The sequence below is a fragment of the Stenotrophomonas sp. 86428_Sma genome (genome assembly GCF_056481585.1).
In genome coordinates, this window is record NZ_CM151156.1 from 3127487 (window position 1) to 3141937 (window position 14451).

The window sequence follows — 14451 nt, forward strand, 5'->3', positions numbered from 1 at the left end:
CTTTCGCTTGGCGAGGTGATCAGATCAACGGCGCCGGGGTCAGCGGCAGGCTGAAACCACTTGCGTCTTCGGACACTTCCTCCTCCTCGGCCCAGCTGATATCCAACACCACATCTTCCTTGTGACCCGTCTCGCCCTCCGGCACCGGATTGCCGGCAGCGAGGTCAGCAAGGCTGCGTCGCACAGCCGACTTCTTAACAACAGTGCGCTTACCACGCCGAACTACAGAGAATCCTTGGACCGTCAAGGCCTCCATGACTCGCTCAAGCCCAGCCTCCTCGCTCACGCCCACCTGGAGCTCATACGAAGCTGCCATCTCGCCGCTATCGGAGGCGGTCGAAATCACCGCAGTGATCTGCTCCAAGTGTGCCGTCACCCACTGATCGCGCACCGCGGACATGTTGTCGCGCGCCTGGGCGGCCGAAATATCCAATGCCATCTTGAAGCTCCTTGTGTTGGTTGGGACGCCAGTGGAACCGAATCTTGTCGCACGCATTGAGAAAGCGGAGAACATGGTTTGTGCCCCCGCCCCTTGCGCAACTGGCACCACAAGCCTGGTCGTCCGTGAGGTTAGCGGCCGACAAGCGCCCAGCTTGAGATCCCGATTACTGCAACCACTGGGTGAAGCGCGGCCTCGATCGAAGGAGCTAACGATCTGAAAATAGAGGGGCTTCTCGAACACGGCATTGCCGGCCCAAAGAATGCCAACAAGACAAAGCATCTGGAGCCAAACATGCTCTATCCACAATCGGCGACCAGGGGCAAGATCGAGGTCAAAGCATGCCTAGAGGCGCTAGGGGTGGTGGCGCCTCCGATCACAGACGGAGATTGAGCTGACGGATCCGCTGCCAACGGCCCGATGCCATTTTGTTAGACGCTTGGCCCCGCGCCGCTCGCCGCACCGTTAGAAGCCTCAGCCAACCACTGCTCGACTGTCTTTCCTCTGAGTTCGTGAGCAAAGTCACTCGCGCACAGCATTCTCCCGTCTTGCCGCACGTTTCCTACGGCATGGGCGGCCAGGATGGAAGCGGTTTGGAGGTGCTGCTTGGTGCGACCGCGCTCCGACCAGTCGTTTGGCAGCGCCTTTAGCGCGCCCAGGGCTTCCTTTCCAGAGAGGTATTGAAGGCAGGTCAGCATTGACCACTGAAGCCCTACTTCCTCTCGCAACCAACGCCCAGCCGCCTTCTCGTCAAGATGGCCCTCCATGGTGTCCAGGAGTGCGTGGGCGGCCGCAATGGCCTTGCCTTGGGGCGAGAGCCGGCTCTTCTTCTTGGGGAACAGGCCGCGCATGGTCAGGCCTTCTTGCTCGCCTTTTTGGCAACGGGCTTTTTAGTAGGTTTCTTGACGGCCTTCCGTGCGGCTTTCTTCACCGGCTTGCCCGCCGTCTTGGCCGCCTTGGCCGGAGCTTTCTTGACCGTCCCATCGGCCGACGGGAACTTGCTGCCCGGGTTGGCCTGCGCCCACGCCTTGCCCTCGGCGGACTTGGCCCACACGGTGAAGGCCTTGGGGGCCAAGCCACGGCCCGCCCACGTCTCACCAGTTGGGAGGCGATACTTCGGCGCCACCTTGCCAAGTTTGCGTCCCTTGAGGGGCCCCGCGGCAGCCTTGGCGGCACGCACCGGCTTGGCGTCGATCGTTTCCCCGATGAGCTTGGCCACCTGCCGCCGCTGAGCCGGACTGAGGACCTTCGCATACTTCTGGAGGACCGCCAGGGCTTTGGGAACCTCACCGTCGCGCTTCTCGACCAGCTTCTTCTGGGCTTCGAGCTGTTTGATTTCGGCGTTGAGGGACTTCAGGGTGGTCAGGGCCAAGGGAGGGCTCCATTAGGGAATTCAAAGGTTATAGCCGATCCCCCTGAAGTCTTCCATCCTAAGCACCAGCTCTCGACGCCTCTCGCTCCTTGAGCGAACCACGGGTCAAAGAGCCGGCACAAGTGCCACGTAGATCTTCGTTCCCTTCGGCAGGGACGCACGCACCTTGCCGACCATCTGGCCTTTCTTCAAGTCAAACCAGGGGTCCATGTAACCCCCTGGGACCTTGAGGACGTAATGAAAATCGCGGTAGCGAACTCTGCTGTAGATACACAGGATGGCGCCGTCAGGGACTGGCGAAGAGGGATTCCAGTCGGCAATCAGCTTCGTCCCCCTTTTAAACAGGGCGTTGGCTATCTCGTCGATTTCGAACCCATAGGGCTTCTCCGACACCGACAGCCCCTTCTCCTTCTCCAGCCATCTTTTCGCTCGCGCATACGGAATGGCCATGAGAGAGGCCACGCAGGCGGCTGCGCAGCCCCATGGATCTTCCTGGGAAACCTCTTGGTATCGATGCATCAGCACTGATTCTCAACCGGAGGTCCAGAGCTCAGCGCTCGTCTTTTTCAGCCACGATGGTCCAGACCACGCTGACCACACCGGGCTTCGCTGGCTCCAATGAGCTTTGCGGAAACACGGAGACCACCCGCCAACCCTTCGCGTAGAGCTGCGCGACGGTCACCGCCCCGGTCGTCTTGCAGCGGAAGACGGTGGCGTCCTCAAAAGGCTTCATGATGCCAGCGGGCGTGTTCTGGCTATCTGCCAAGCACACCTCCCCCTGACCCGCCCAAGCCTGACCACAAACGGCTAGCAGAGCGCCAGCCAACCACATGCTCTTCCTTTGCATATGCGTCCCCTGTAGACCGCCGAACCAGGCGGCTTGGACACGTTAAACCATTTTCGAGCTTTGTTGCTACAAGCTATTTGGGCTAAAAATCTTGCCAGGAGAACTGCCCGTCCCACACCCAAGTCTGCAGGTGACTCCGCGACATTGCCTGCCTTGAAACGTAAGGATCATAACCGCCACCGCCACCGCCACCGCAACGCTCACGCCTTGACTTCTCGCCACCGCCCAGGATCACCCTCCTTCCTGGAATACGTCTGTGTTCCTTGTCCCCCTGCAAACAGAGAGCGGCGCGGTGTCCAGTGCTACGGGACGGCTAAACTCATAATCTGCGGCGTCTGGCCGACAGATTCAAAAGCCCACGTCCTCCACCGACCTTGAAGGCGCCCATGCCCGTCTCTGATCTCCTCGCGTTCGACCTGCTGCGGGCGTTCGCGCAGCTGGAGTTTCGCCTCAAGAACGATCCAGGCTTTCTTCGCGCCGGACCCTACCGAATGGCCCAGGTGAACTGGTCCGCGGTGGATGAGGCGGTGTCACGACTGGACGATTCACTCTTCTTCGATCGGGTGTCGGACAGCACGCGCGAGCAAATCCTCTCACCTCCGCGTGACCGCCCGATGGTCCAGGAGGTGGCGGTGGTCAACGGCCTCAACCACGCTGTCTTCCAGCGCCTGTCCCTTCAGCAATCCAATGCCGGTGCTTTGGTCGAAGCGGCACGCCGGGTGCGCAACAACCTCTTCCACGGGGGCAAGGAAGAGCCGCATTTGGGCGATGATGACGAGTGGGCCGCCGCCGCACTGGACGTGGCCGAGTGCCTGCTTCACCTGCTGAACTATGGAACGCTTAGATCGGGGGTAGGCCCGTGAGGGAGATGGGACGCCCATGCTTTACCTGAAGACCGAATAGCTTGTCGCCGGCATACACCGCCCGACCGGTAAGCTGCTGCGCGCGCGGCAGCAGATCCAAGAGCACGCATCATGGGATGATAGAGTCCGCCCCAGCTGGACAGAAGATCTGACATTGGAGTTGCAATGGACCTAGAAGTGATCGAAGCAGTGCTGCTGAAATGGGCTCGCCAAGAACCTATCATCGCGAAGATCCACTTGTTCGGGAGCCGACTAAGAGGCGATCATCGCCCCGACAGCGACATTGACATCGCGGTGGAGCTTGATCTTTCAGCGGCACCAGGAGTCGACTTTAGCGATGGGTTCGCGACCTTCAGCCGATACTCCGAGCACTGGGAGGCCGAACTAGCGCAACGACTGCCCATCCCGGTTGACTTGGAGTTCTACCATGGCCCCGAGGAAACCCCGATCCTCCATGCGGGGCTCGAACGGTCGGGAAAGCTCATCTACGAAAAGTTTCGTTAGAACATCGCGCTCCGGAGCACCTAACGCCGCCGCCCCAGCCCCGACTTCCGCCCTGAGCCACCAGCGCTTCGATTCCACCATTTCACTATTTCGATGGAACCAAGCGCTCACCCGGGCTACTCAAAGAGACAACACCGGTTAAATGTCGTGCTGTTTGACAAAGCGAGATACCTTCTGCGCCTCAAGGTCTTTGTTCCAGGCCTTTGCAAAATCGTCTGGAACATTTAGGTTTGCCTCGTCGAACTTTACGGTAGCCGGCAATTCACGCCAGAACAGTTCAATAGACGCAGCAAAGTCATCGACGTGAACATCCGACACCTCCATGTCGGTGTCGTCGAACAAGTTCCATCCGTGAGAACTTGCTCGCAAGAACTCCGGGTAGCGCAGCTGGAGATCGTCCAATGACTTCCCCTCCCCGTGCTTGAACACATTGACGACCAACCGCATGGCATCAATGCGTGGGTAACAGGCGAGAGCAGAAAGGTCCAAGCCGATGGCTTCAAGCAACTTCTCCAGCTTCGCGCTATCCAGCTTCCAAAGAGCGCGCCGCGTGTTGTCGCCGATCACCAACTTGGGCCACCTGAACTCACGAACGAGGAAGCGTCGAAATGTCTTGTCCCAATGGTGATACATGCCAGCCACGACACTGAGGCGGGTTCGATCATGCATCTCACTTAGAAGCTGGTAGAACTCGAGGCCGTGATCGCGCGCAGCGTCCGCTAGATCGCCAGGGTCGTGCCAGTCAGGGTCGAAGGACTGACCGCTGCGCTCCCAGTGCTCGGATTCCGCTTGATCGGCCTCCGCCTCAATGTTGGCGAACTGAGACAGAAGGCGGGTCTTGGCCTGGTCAACGTAGAACCGATGCTCCGAGACGCGGAGCTCCCGTTCGGAATCCACCAGCTGATAGGCGCTCCACTCGCGGCCGCTCATGCCGGCTGAACCGCAGGCGGGGCATCCAGCCATTCGATCAAGGATCGAATGCCATCTGCGTCCGAGCAGCAATCTTCCAGTGGCTCGCTCTCCAATCGGACTTGGAGAGATAGCCAGGCGTGTTCCGACTTCTCCGAAATCCCAAGGTGAGGCTCAATGGCACCAGCGCCCCACAACCAAAGGCCTTGAGCACGCAGTTTCTGTATTAAAGCAGCGATGTGGGGCTTTGCTTCGTCATCGGCCGCAAGCAACTCGAATGCCTTCGAAGCCGGCCCTTGAATCCCCTTGCAAGGCAACGCTCCGTCTAAAGACACGAGGCCCGCGCCTGCCATCCTCGCGAGAACGTTCTTGCACGCAGCAACATCGGGATCATCCGCCTGCAGGAAACCATGCTTTGTTGCTTGGCGGAAAGCGAAATCCAAGTCCACGATGGCACACGCAGGCAACCCGAGGGCAGACAAAACTTCCATTGACTTACGAGTATCCGAGACCCCACTCATCGCAACAATTGCCAACGATGACTGCCCCATGGTTTTGCCCGCCACCAACTGGAAGATGGATGGCAACAGCCGGAGTTCGGTCTTCCCTTCTGTGAGCACGACTTTGTCGGCAAACAATATCTGAGACGAATTTGTCAGGCTGAATAGCTGCTGGAGTTGATGCGTGGGATTGTCCACTAATTGTTCTACGACGGATTGCATGCGCGGACGTGCTTTGGTTCCCTCCGGATGCTTTTTCGTCATTAGCAGCGCGTTCTTCGCGTCCTTGGCCAAGATCATCTGAGCAGAGTGGGTTGAGAACACGACCTGATATCCAGCCTCTGACAACGCACGCAAGGCTTCACGCACCTGCTCCACTGCAAACGGGTGCATGAAGAGTTCCGGCTCGTCCACCAGCAGTAGCGTTACTCCGCCCGCAGCCGCTGCTCCACGCTTCAGATCCGCTAGATGCCGGACCATGGCCATCTGGATGGCGCGCTGAGCGCCATGGCCGTATGACCCGAAGGCACGTCCACGCCCCTCCCCTTCGTAAACTTTGACAGTTCCCGCCTTAATGAGGTCGTTGAAGACCGGCACTGGGAAATCCAGCTTGATGTGGATACCAGGAAAAAGATCCGAAATCTTACGATTGATTGAATCGTCGATGCGACCCAACTCTTTAAAACGATCCCCACCTTCTGCAGAGATCATTCCTAGGATGGCTGCCAAGTGCGGGGTCAAGGCCTCCTCGTGCTGCTCTTGGATAGCGGCAAGCATCGAGGCCAGCAGCTTGCCGATCGTGGTCGTCGTCTTGGCCTTACTGGCGTCCTCCTCAGCATTCTCCATTGCTCCGATGCGAATAGGATCTGGAAAGAGTGCTGAGATGGCGTTATCGATGCCCGTAGGGTTCGGCTCCCAGTCGCCTGTGTCGGGATTCATCACGGTCAGTTCGGTGTCGCCCCCAGGCACCTGCTGTTCGCGACGAACCATCAGCGCCCCGTCCCGAACGTGTCCTTCAATCTTCTTTCGGTGCTTTTGCTCCAGGACCGCCAGATCAGCCTCGGTGATCCCACGCAGTGTTCCCATCACTTGCACCGGCAGGGTCGGCTCGTGGAAATCTTCCACACCAAGCTTTGCCTTGCGCACGAGCCATTGGAGCGCGGTAAGGCAATTGCTCTTCCCGCAATTGTTCAACCCAACCAGCGGTGTAAAGCTGGTCAGCTGCAAGCTTGTGGAAACACATGATCTAAAATTCAGAACATCCAAACTTGAGATGTAGACAGCCATTCCATTGCCCCCTGTTATCCTGATTACTCACCGATCGCTGCCTTCAGCTGATCCGTAAGGCTGCTGTTGTTTTCATCCCTCAACTGCGCCATGAGGTAGACGGCCCGCCCGTCGCTGCGCTCGGCCCACAACTGTCCGACCAACCGCTTCTCCTTTTCCTGATCAGCGGAGAATCGGTCACCTCCCTTGTATTCCACCACCAGCAGACGCCCATCGGTAAGACGAGCGACGAAATCCGGGTAAGTGCGCTGCTTAGAAGTTGGCATCCAGAACTGGGATGGGTGAACCAAGTTTCGCACCCAAAACTCAACCTCGTCCATCATATCGATGGCCTGAGCGCAATCGAACTCTTCGGTGACCTTGCCCTTTCCCGTCTTCCAATTCAGATCGCCAGGGACCGGGTAGTAATGCTTCTTGAAGCGATATGGCCCCTGGTAGTAGTAGCGCGCAGGATACGCCGTCATGTCGGCCGGGTAGGTGTAAGAATGACCAGGATCATCACTGGTCACGACGTCCATGCCACCTCCGAACAACGCCTGTTGAAATCCTCGCTTGTAAGCGTTCGCCTTTGAGGCAGCGAGCTGTTCGACGAGCTTTCGACGCAGGACGAACTGCCCTTTGAGCAACTGCTCCAACGAAAGACCCCTATTCAGCAGACCATCAACGGACTTTCGAAGCCACTCGCGCAGCACCGGCTGCTTGACGGTGTGATCGCGGACCTCGTGATCCAACCAGCCAACCAAATCGGTGACCGTTCGGTCCTGGGTGAAGTAACCCCCTGGAGTTGGACGCTAGATCCAACCCCGAGGGATACATGAACAAATACGACGCGCGTTTCAAACTGCAGGTCGCCAAGGAGGCCTGCAAGACCTCCACATCGGTCAAAGCCATTGCCCGTCGCCACGGCCTGGAGTTCTCCACGGTCAGGCGCTGGGTGGCGACCTATCGGCTGCATGGTAGGCGGGGATTTCATCGCCAGGCCCGGTCCTATGACCTCCCGTTCAAACTGGCTGTCCTGGAGAAGATGAGCCAGGACGGCCTGTCCGGGCGCGAGGCCACCACCTACTTTCAAATTGGCGATGCCGGCGCGGTGGGGCGATGGCGGCGCCTGTATGCTCAAGGCGGTGCCCAAGCGTTGGCACCCCCTCCGCCGCCGCCCCGAAAGCCGATGAAGAAGACCCGTTCGTCCAAGCCGCCTGAAGATATGAGCCGCGATGAGCTGCTCAAGGAAGTCGCCTATCTGCGTGCGGAGACCGACTACCTAAAAAAACTCGATGCCTTGATCCGGGAAGAGCAGGCGGCGCAGGACGCAAAGCGCAAGCCGTCCAAGGATTGAGGCAGGTTCATACGCCGTCGCTTCTGCTCGAAGCAGCTGAGCTGTCACGCAGTACGTTCTATTACCAGAACCATGTCCTGGCCCATCCGGATCAGGATGAGGCAGCCCTGTGCGAGCGCATCCGTGCAATCTACGATCAAAGCCAAGGGCGCTATGGCTATCGCACGGTGACGCTGGAATTAGCCAATCAGGGTCATCGGACCAATCACAAGCGGGTTCAGCGCCTGATGGGGGAGATGGGACTGAAATCGCGGGTGCGCGTAAAGCGCTACCAGGCCTTCAAGGGGGCGGCCAATGTTGTGGTTGGCAATGACCTCAATCGCCAGTTCCATGCCGAGCGGCCCAACCAGAAGTGGGTGACTGACGTGACCGAGTTCAAGGTGCAGGGCATGAAGCTGTACCTGTCGCCGATCATGGACCTCTACAACGGCGAAATCGTGGCTTATCAGATCAAGCGTCGGCCCGTATTTGATCTGGTGGGTCAAATGCTGGAGGAGGCGATCAAGAAGCTTTCCCCGGATGAGCGCCCCATGATCCACTCCGACCAGGGCTGGCAGTACCAGCATGAAAACTACCGGCACATGCTGGAAAAGCACTCGTTGAAACAAAGCATGTCCCGGCGCGGCAACTGCCTGGACAATGCGGCGATGGAAAGCTTCTTTGGAACGCTGAAGTCGGAATTCTTCTACCTGAACAGCTTTGACAGCCTCGAGAGTCTGGAGGCTGGGCTGGTGGAATACATCCAGTACTACAACGAAGAACGCATCAAACTGAAACTGAAAGGTCTGAGCCCGGTAAAGTACCGGGAGCAGGCCCAGTCGGCCGCCTGACACCGTCCAAGTCTCGGGGGTCACTTCACCCTGATGGCATCGAATGCTTGAGCATAACGCTGTGCCATGCCCAAGGCAGCCACTCTGGCGCCATGCAGGTGAATACCCAAGGGATGCTTGACGAAAGCTTTGCCGACGATGCCGCGCATGTCCGTTGGAACGCGCATGCGAAACTGGTAGCGACCAGTGGAAGAGCGAGTGAGATAGCTTGGTAATCGCATCGGAGTTGTGCCCCGATTTGTGCCCCAAGCCGCCCTTCAAGATCTCAAAAAATGTTGTTTAAAAACAATCACTTACTAAGGCTTGGCGGAGAGAGTGGGATTCGAACCCACGGAAGGTTTAACCCTTCGCCGGTTTTCAAGACCGGTGCCTTAAACCGCTCGGCCATCTCTCCAATCGGGTCCCGGTCGCCCGGGCAGCGGCGTATTCTCGCACGTGAAGAGCATTTGCCCAAGACCACCTTGCCCCCGCCCTTCGCATCCGGCACGGTGGGGCCTTCACTGCAATCGGAGCCCCCATGGCCCACCTCGATCTGGCCAACCTGCGCACCACCCTGCTGGACGACACCCAGCTGGCCGCAGTGGCCCTGCACCGCACTTTCGCCGGGCACCTGCCGGTCAGCAGTGGGCATCTGGTGGTCTGCGATCCACTGGTCCAGGCCGAGGCGCCCGCGCTGGCCGACTACACCGCCCCGCTGGGCCGGCATCCGGTCGAAATCATCGTGCACAGCGGCCGCCCGGCGCTGGCCGTGGTCTGGTTCAAGCCCCGCGAAGCCCTCACTGCGTCTGCCCTGCACTGGCAGATGGCACGCTGGACCACGCAGGACCTGACCGGCCTGGATGAGGACAGTTTCATTGGCTATCCGGTCGACGCCGGCATCGGCTGCTTCATGGACACCGACACCCAGCAGGCACTGCTGGCCCTGATCGAACAGGCCGATGGCGACGAAGACAGCGAATGGTCGGATGCGCTGATCGACCATGACGGCTTGGATGAAGGCGCCGAGTACCGCCCCTGGGGCGAGGACTCTCCACACGGCCTGGTCGTATTCACCAGCGGCTGGGGCGACGGCGTCTATCCCAGCTACTGGGCGCTGGATACCTCCGGCATTCCGGTCGCCCTGGTCACCGACTTCCTGTGCATCCAGGGCGGTGACGGGCGCGACGAGCGCGAGATCGCCGACCAGGCCTATCGCGATAGCCTTCCACCCGAAGAAGCTGAAGCGCTGGCACGGCTGGTTGCCGCCGTGGACCGCGACGACCCGGATGCGCTGCGAGAGCTGTTGAAGGATGCGCCACAACGCGCCAACCAGATCGAACCCGGTTGCGGCGGCACCGCCCTGTTCGAGGCGATCCGCCTGGACCGCCCACAGGCACTGCAAGTGCTGCTGCAGGGCGGACCGTTGCCCGCAATGCCCGAGCGCCTGCACATGAGCAAGGTGACAAGCTATCTGGATTACGCGCGCTTCCTGAAGAAGCCACGCAGCGCGGAACTGATGGCGGTGCTGGAAGCGCCGGTCGTTGCCGAGCCCAGGCCGGCCGCACCGCCGCGGCGCAGCTTCTGGGATCGGCTGTTCGGCCGGAAGTGACCGGGGCCGGAAAGCAGCAACGCCGGGCATGGCCCGGCGCTACCGTTTCACAGATTGGCGGTGCGGTTGCGGCCAGGTGCCTCAGCCCGCATCCACCGCCAACGCGCCCAGCGCACTGGCCTTGATCCGCTCCTTGGCCTTTTCACAGGCGCCACCGCAATCCAGGCGCGAGGCCTCCAGCTGCGGCGGCAGGTGCTCGGCCAGGAAGTCGATGAACACGCGCACCGCCGGCAGCAAGCCGCGGCGCGAGGCGAACACGGCATGGCACACGCCCTGCGGCAGCGACCAGTCCGGCAGCACCACTTCCAGTTCGCCGTTGCGCACCGCATCGGCGCACACGGTTTCCGGCAGCATGGTGATGCCGAAGCCGTCCTTCACCATGCTCTGCAGCAGCGGGAAGTCGAAGCCGGCCACGCGCGGCTGCAGGTCGACCCGGCGCACTTCGCCTTCCGGGCCATGCAGCTCCCAGCGCTGGCGTGCTTCGTCTTCGCTGATGCTTAGGGTGACGTGCTGGGTCAGCTCTTCAGGATCCTTCGGCCGGCCGGCGCGATCCAGGTACTTCGGGCTGGCCACCAGCAGTTCCTGCACCTGTCCGAAGCTGCGCATCACCAGGCTGCCATCGTCGTCCAGGCGCGAGCGCACGCGCAGGGCCACGTCGTAGCCTTCATTGATGATGTCCACGCGGCGGTTGCTGATGTTCAGCTGCAGCCGCACCTTCGGATACTGCTCGAGGAACTTGGGCAGCAGCTTGGGCAGCTGCATCTGCGCCAGCGACACCGGCACGCTGGCGCGCACCACGCCGCGCGGTTCCGCGCTGAGGCGGTCCACCACTTCGCGTGCGGCCTGTGCCTCGGCCAGCATCGTCTGCGCGTGGCGGTGCACGCTGGTGCCGACATCGGTGACGGCGAAACGACGCGTGGAGCGCTGCAGCAGGCGAACGCCCAGATCGGTTTCCAGCTGGCTGATGCGGCGGCTCAGGCGCGACTTGGGGATACCCAGTGCGCGCTCGGCGGCGGCGAATCCGCCATGGTCGACCACCATCGCGAAGTAGTACAGATCATTCAGGTCATGCATGCCCGAGTTCCATATCTAGAACAATACGTGGCATTCAACCACCTTTATCCCGCCTTTGCAACAACCTATCGTTCTCTCCGTCGGCGGCAAGTCCGCCACCTCTCCCGAACATAGGTACTGCCATGAAGCTTCTGCACATCGACGCCAGCGTGCTTGGCGAGAACTCCGTCTCCCGCCACCTGACCGCCGCCGTGGTGGCCCAGTTCACTCAGCAGATCGACGGCCTGCAGGTTGATTATCGCGATCTTGACGCCAATCCGGTACCGCATCTGCGCAGCGGATCGCTTGCCAAAACCGACGCTGCCGAAGCCGCCGATGCTGAACAGGTACTCGAGCAGTTCCTGGCGGCCGACATCGTGGTGATCGGCGCGCCGATGTACAACTTCAGCATTCCGTCCACCCTGAAGGCCTGGATCGACCGCGTGGCCGTGGCCGGGCGCACCTTCAAGTACACCGAGAACGGCCCGGTCGGCCTGGCCGGTGGCAAGCGGGTGATCATCGCCAGCAGCCGTGGCGGCATCTACACCGATTCGCCCGCGGACTTCCAGGAGCCGTTCCTGCGCCAGACGTTTGCCTTCTGGGGCATCAACGATGTCGAGTTCGTACGCGCCGAAGGCATCGCCTACTCGCCGCAGCACCGCGAAGACGCCATTGCCGGCGCACTGGCTGCGCTGCCGTCGCACGAAGCGGCCGAGGCCGCCGCGGCGTAATGCGTTCCAGCGTTCGGCGCCACTCTCTCCTCGTCTGGGCGCTGAACGCGGGCCGGGATCCCCTCCCCCATCCCGGCCCCCCGGCGGCCCCGCTTTGCGGGGCCGTTTTTTTGTGGCGTATGGACTGAGCGCTATGTCATCCACGCGTGGCGTGGCTCTACCGCGCGTGCGCGTGGATACGCTGCCATGCGCGACGCTCACCAGAACGTTAGGCTGGGGCGATGAATTACATCGTGACCACTGCACACCGCAGCGAATTTCCGCACCCGATCACCCTGCGCCGTGGCCAGGCGCTGGTGGTGGGCGAACGTTATGAAGGGCCTGAAGGCTGGGAAGACTGGTTCCTGTGCGAGGCAGAGGGCCAGCAGCCGGGATTCGTGCCCGCGCCGGTGATCGGCCGCGACGCGCAGGGTGGCGCATTTGCCACGGAAGACTACTGTGCGCGCGAACTGGATGTGGATCCCGGGCAGCTGCTGCGTGGCGAGCGCACGCTCAATGGCTGGGCGTGGTGCGTGCCGGAGACGGGCGAACCGGGCTGGGTGCCGTTGGAGAAGGTGCGGGTTGTGGAGTGATCACGGTGGCTCATCCACGCATGGCGTGGATGTAGCCCGCATTGTAGATCCACGCCATGCGTGGATACGGTGCCATGCAAGCATGGCACCCACCAGAGCCGCAGCAGTGCCATGCAAGCATGGCACCCACCAGAGCCGCAGCAGTGCCATGCAAGCATGGCACCCACCAGATCCAGAGCAGTGCCATGCAAGCATGGCACCCACCAGAGCCAGAGCAAGTGCCATGCAAGCATGGCACCCACCAGAGCCAGAGCAAGTGCCATGCAAGCATGGCACCCACCCCACCCCATCAGGCTATCAGCCGATGGTTTCCAGGCCACCCATGTACGGGCGCAGGGCCTCCGGCACGGTGATGCTGCCGTCGGCGTTCTGGTAGTTCTCCATCACCGCGATCATCGCGCGGCCCACCGCCACGCCCGAGCCGTTCAGCGTGTGCGCCAGCTCCGGCTTGCCGGTAGCCGGGTTGCGCCAGCGGGCCTGCATGCGGCGGGCCTGGAAGTCACCACAGTTCGAGCACGAGGAGATCTCGCGGTAGGTCTCCTGCGACGGCAGCCAGACTTCCAGGTCGTAGGTCTTCACCGCCGAGAAGCCCATGTCGCCGGTGCACAGCAGCACCTTGCGGTACGGCAGGCCCAGCTTTTCCAGCACCACTTCGGCGCAACGGGTCATGCGCTGGTGTTCGGCGTCGCTGTCTTCCGGGCGGCTGATCGAGACCAGCTCGACCTTCTCGAACTGGTGCTGGCGGATCATGCCGCGCACGTCGCGGCCACCGCTGCCGGCCTCGGCACGGAAGCACATCGAGTGGGCGGTCATGCGCAGCGGCAGGCGTTCGGCATCGACGATCTCATCGCGCACGATGTTGGTCAGCGGCACTTCCGAGGTCGGGATCAGGTAGCGCGTGGAATCACCCACGGCGGTCTTGAACAGGTCGTCCTCGAACTTCGGCAGCTGGCTGGTGCCGCGCAGCGAGTCGGCGTTGACCAGCAGCGGTACGTTGGTTTCCTCGTAGCCGTGCTCGCCGGTGTGCAGGTCGACCATGAACTGGGCCAGGGCGCGGTGCAGGCGCGCGATCGGGCCACGCAGCACGGTGAAACGCGAACCGGACAGCTTGGCCGCGGTCTCGCCGTCCAGCCAGCCATTGCGGGCGCCCAGTTCGACGTGATCGAGCACCTTGAAGTCGAACTGACGCGGGGTTCCCCAGCGCGCCTGTTCGACGTTGTCGTTCTCGTCGGCACCGGCCGGCACGTCATCGGCCGGCAGGTTCGGAATGCCCATCGAGATGGCGTCGATCTTCTCGCGCAGCTCGTCCAGCGCCACTTCCGAAGCCTTCAGCTCGTCGGCGAAGGCGGCGACCTCGGCCATGATGGCCGAGACGTCCTCGCCCTTGGCCTTGGCCTGGCCGATGGCCTTGGAACGGCTGTTGCGCAGGCTCTGCAGCTCCTGGGTCCGCACCTGGATGCGCTTGCGATCAGCCTCCAGGGACTCCAGGGCAGACACGTCGAGCTCGAAGCCGCGGCTGGTGCGCAGGCGTTCGGCGAGGTCGGCGGGCTGGTGGCGGAGCAGGGCTGGATCAAGCATGGCAGGTGTCGTGGTGGGTATCAGGGATGGGATTATCGCTTG

17 protein-coding genes and 1 tRNA gene are annotated in these 14451 nt (G+C 61.4%); 6 read left to right on the forward strand and 12 right to left on the reverse strand.

Features of this window, described 5'->3' with window-relative positions; all coding sequences use genetic code 11:
- Nucleotides 1–19 precede the first annotated feature (19 nt).
- The 5 genes from ACZK3J_RS14410 to ACZK3J_RS14430 form a co-directional block, all read right to left on the reverse strand.
- Nucleotides 20–439, reverse strand: coding sequence for a hypothetical protein (locus ACZK3J_RS14410; protein WP_414577213.1), 420 nt, complete (start codon nt 437–439; stop codon nt 20–22).
- 431 nt (nt 440–870) lie between these two features.
- Complete coding sequence (locus ACZK3J_RS14415) at nt 871–1290, reverse strand: hypothetical protein (RefSeq protein WP_414577214.1); 420 nt, start codon at nt 1288–1290, stop codon at nt 871–873.
- A gap of 2 nt (nt 1291–1292) precedes the next feature.
- The gene (locus ACZK3J_RS14420; protein ID WP_478476000.1) at nt 1293–1811 is read right to left on the reverse strand and encodes an H-NS family nucleoid-associated regulatory protein; all 519 of its coding nucleotides are present in this window, start codon (nt 1809–1811) and stop codon (nt 1293–1295) included.
- A gap of 105 nt (nt 1812–1916) precedes the next feature.
- Complete coding sequence (locus tag ACZK3J_RS14425) at nt 1917–2330, reverse strand: hypothetical protein (protein ID WP_414577218.1); 414 nt, start codon at nt 2328–2330, stop codon at nt 1917–1919.
- Nucleotides 2331–2361: 31 nt separating this feature from the next.
- On the reverse strand, nt 2362–2577 hold the full coding sequence (locus ACZK3J_RS14430; protein ID WP_414577220.1) for a hypothetical protein: 216 nt from the start codon (nt 2575–2577) through the stop codon (nt 2362–2364).
- Nucleotides 2578–3044: 467 nt separating this feature from the next.
- On the opposite strand from ACZK3J_RS14430, the gene ACZK3J_RS14435 reads away from it, so the two are divergent.
- Both ACZK3J_RS14435 and ACZK3J_RS14440 read left to right on the forward strand, forming a co-directional pair.
- Nucleotides 3045–3521, forward strand: coding sequence for a hypothetical protein (locus ACZK3J_RS14435; protein ID WP_414577222.1), 477 nt, complete (start codon nt 3045–3047; stop codon nt 3519–3521).
- 165 nt (nt 3522–3686) lie between these two features.
- The gene (locus ACZK3J_RS14440) at nt 3687–4025 is read left to right on the forward strand and encodes a nucleotidyltransferase domain-containing protein (RefSeq protein ID WP_046272133.1); all 339 of its coding nucleotides are present in this window, start codon (nt 3687–3689) and stop codon (nt 4023–4025) included.
- A gap of 138 nt (nt 4026–4163) precedes the next feature.
- Here ACZK3J_RS14440 and ACZK3J_RS14445 read toward each other — a convergent pair whose 3' ends face one another.
- Genes ACZK3J_RS14445 through ACZK3J_RS14455 form a run of 3 tightly spaced genes read right to left on the reverse strand, consistent with a single transcriptional unit; the run spans nt 4164 to nt 7452 of the window.
- On the reverse strand, nt 4164–4955 hold the full coding sequence (locus ACZK3J_RS14445) for a hypothetical protein (RefSeq protein ID WP_414577224.1): 792 nt from the start codon (nt 4953–4955) through the stop codon (nt 4164–4166).
- A complete protein-coding gene (locus tag ACZK3J_RS14450) occupies nt 4952–6721 on the reverse strand; it encodes an ATP-dependent nuclease (protein WP_414577226.1) in 1770 nt (589 codons plus the stop codon). The genes ACZK3J_RS14445 and ACZK3J_RS14450 overlap by 4 nt, the downstream gene beginning before the upstream one ends.
- 23 nt (nt 6722–6744) lie before the next feature.
- The gene (locus ACZK3J_RS14455; protein ID WP_414577228.1) at nt 6745–7452 is read right to left on the reverse strand and encodes a hypothetical protein; all 708 of its coding nucleotides are present in this window, start codon (nt 7450–7452) and stop codon (nt 6745–6747) included.
- 83 nt (nt 7453–7535) lie between these two features.
- Between ACZK3J_RS14455 and ACZK3J_RS14460 the strand changes: the two genes are divergently transcribed.
- Nucleotides 7536–8887, forward strand: a protein-coding gene (locus ACZK3J_RS14460; protein WP_478476001.1) for an IS3 family transposase whose coding sequence is annotated in 2 segments (ribosomal slippage) — nt 7536–7983 and nt 7983–8887 — 1353 coding nt in all. Because the reading frame shifts where the segments join, the coding sequence is not laid out codon by codon here.
- Nucleotides 8888–8907: 20 nt separating this feature from the next.
- On the opposite strand, the gene ACZK3J_RS14465 is transcribed toward ACZK3J_RS14460, so the two are convergent.
- Entirely contained in the window at nt 8908–9036 is a 129-nt protein-coding gene (locus ACZK3J_RS14465; RefSeq protein ID WP_478476002.1) for a hypothetical protein, read from the reverse strand.
- A 155-nt stretch (nt 9037–9191) separates the two neighbouring features.
- A tRNA-Ser gene (locus tag ACZK3J_RS14470) sits at nt 9192–9281 on the reverse strand.
- Nucleotides 9282–9404: 123 nt separating this feature from the next.
- Between ACZK3J_RS14470 and ACZK3J_RS14475 the strand changes: the two genes are divergently transcribed.
- Complete coding sequence (locus tag ACZK3J_RS14475) at nt 9405–10475, forward strand: DUF4241 domain-containing protein (protein ID WP_414578320.1); 1071 nt, start codon at nt 9405–9407, stop codon at nt 10473–10475.
- 81 nt (nt 10476–10556) lie between these two features.
- On the opposite strand, the gene ACZK3J_RS14480 is transcribed toward ACZK3J_RS14475, so the two are convergent.
- Nucleotides 10557–11549, reverse strand: coding sequence for a LysR family transcriptional regulator (locus ACZK3J_RS14480; RefSeq protein WP_005410175.1), 993 nt, complete (start codon nt 11547–11549; stop codon nt 10557–10559).
- 122 nt (nt 11550–11671) lie between these two features.
- Between ACZK3J_RS14480 and ACZK3J_RS14485 the strand changes: the two genes are divergently transcribed.
- Nucleotides 11672–12259, forward strand: a complete 588-nt coding sequence (locus tag ACZK3J_RS14485) for an FMN-dependent NADH-azoreductase (RefSeq protein WP_134951004.1) — start codon at nt 11672–11674, stop codon at nt 12257–12259.
- 221 nt (nt 12260–12480) lie between these two features.
- Complete coding sequence (locus ACZK3J_RS14490; RefSeq protein ID WP_049460795.1) at nt 12481–12831, forward strand: SH3 domain-containing protein; 351 nt, start codon at nt 12481–12483, stop codon at nt 12829–12831.
- A 297-nt stretch (nt 12832–13128) separates the two neighbouring features.
- Here ACZK3J_RS14490 and serS read toward each other — a convergent pair whose 3' ends face one another.
- Nucleotides 13129–14409: a serine--tRNA ligase gene (gene serS, locus ACZK3J_RS14495; RefSeq protein WP_032129791.1), complete on the reverse strand. Its 1281-nt coding sequence runs from the start codon at nt 14407–14409 to the stop codon at nt 13129–13131.
- Nucleotides 14410–14451: the final 42 nt, after the last annotated feature.

Coding starts and splice junctions, on each gene's coding strand:
- ACZK3J_RS14410 (WP_414577213.1), bottom strand. CDS start 439: ATGGCATTGGATATTTCGGCCGCCCAGGCGCGCGACAACATGTCCGCG.
- ACZK3J_RS14415 (WP_414577214.1), bottom strand. CDS start 1,290: ATGCGCGGCCTGTTCCCCAAGAAGAAGAGCCGGCTCTCGCCCCAAGGC.
- ACZK3J_RS14425 (WP_414577218.1), bottom strand. CDS start 2,330: ATGCATCGATACCAAGAGGTTTCCCAGGAAGATCCATGGGGCTGCGCA.
- ACZK3J_RS14435 (WP_414577222.1), top strand. CDS start 3,045: ATGCCCGTCTCTGATCTCCTCGCGTTCGACCTGCTGCGGGCGTTCGCG.
- ACZK3J_RS14440 (WP_046272133.1), top strand. CDS start 3,687: ATGGACCTAGAAGTGATCGAAGCAGTGCTGCTGAAATGGGCTCGCCAA.
- ACZK3J_RS14445 (WP_414577224.1), bottom strand. CDS start 4,955: ATGAGCGGCCGCGAGTGGAGCGCCTATCAGCTGGTGGATTCCGAACGG.
- ACZK3J_RS14450 (WP_414577226.1), bottom strand. CDS start 6,721: ATGGCTGTCTACATCTCAAGTTTGGATGTTCTGAATTTTAGATCATGT.
- ACZK3J_RS14465 (WP_478476002.1), bottom strand. CDS start 9,036: ATGCGCGGCATCGTCGGCAAAGCTTTCGTCAAGCATCCCTTGGGTATT.
- ACZK3J_RS14475 (WP_414578320.1), top strand. CDS start 9,405: ATGGCCCACCTCGATCTGGCCAACCTGCGCACCACCCTGCTGGACGAC.
- ACZK3J_RS14480 (WP_005410175.1), bottom strand. CDS start 11,549: ATGCATGACCTGAATGATCTGTACTACTTCGCGATGGTGGTCGACCAT.
- ACZK3J_RS14485 (WP_134951004.1), top strand. CDS start 11,672: ATGAAGCTTCTGCACATCGACGCCAGCGTGCTTGGCGAGAACTCCGTC.
- ACZK3J_RS14490 (WP_049460795.1), top strand. CDS start 12,481: ATGAATTACATCGTGACCACTGCACACCGCAGCGAATTTCCGCACCCG.
- serS (WP_032129791.1), bottom strand. CDS start 14,409: ATGCTTGATCCAGCCCTGCTCCGCCACCAGCCCGCCGACCTCGCCGAA.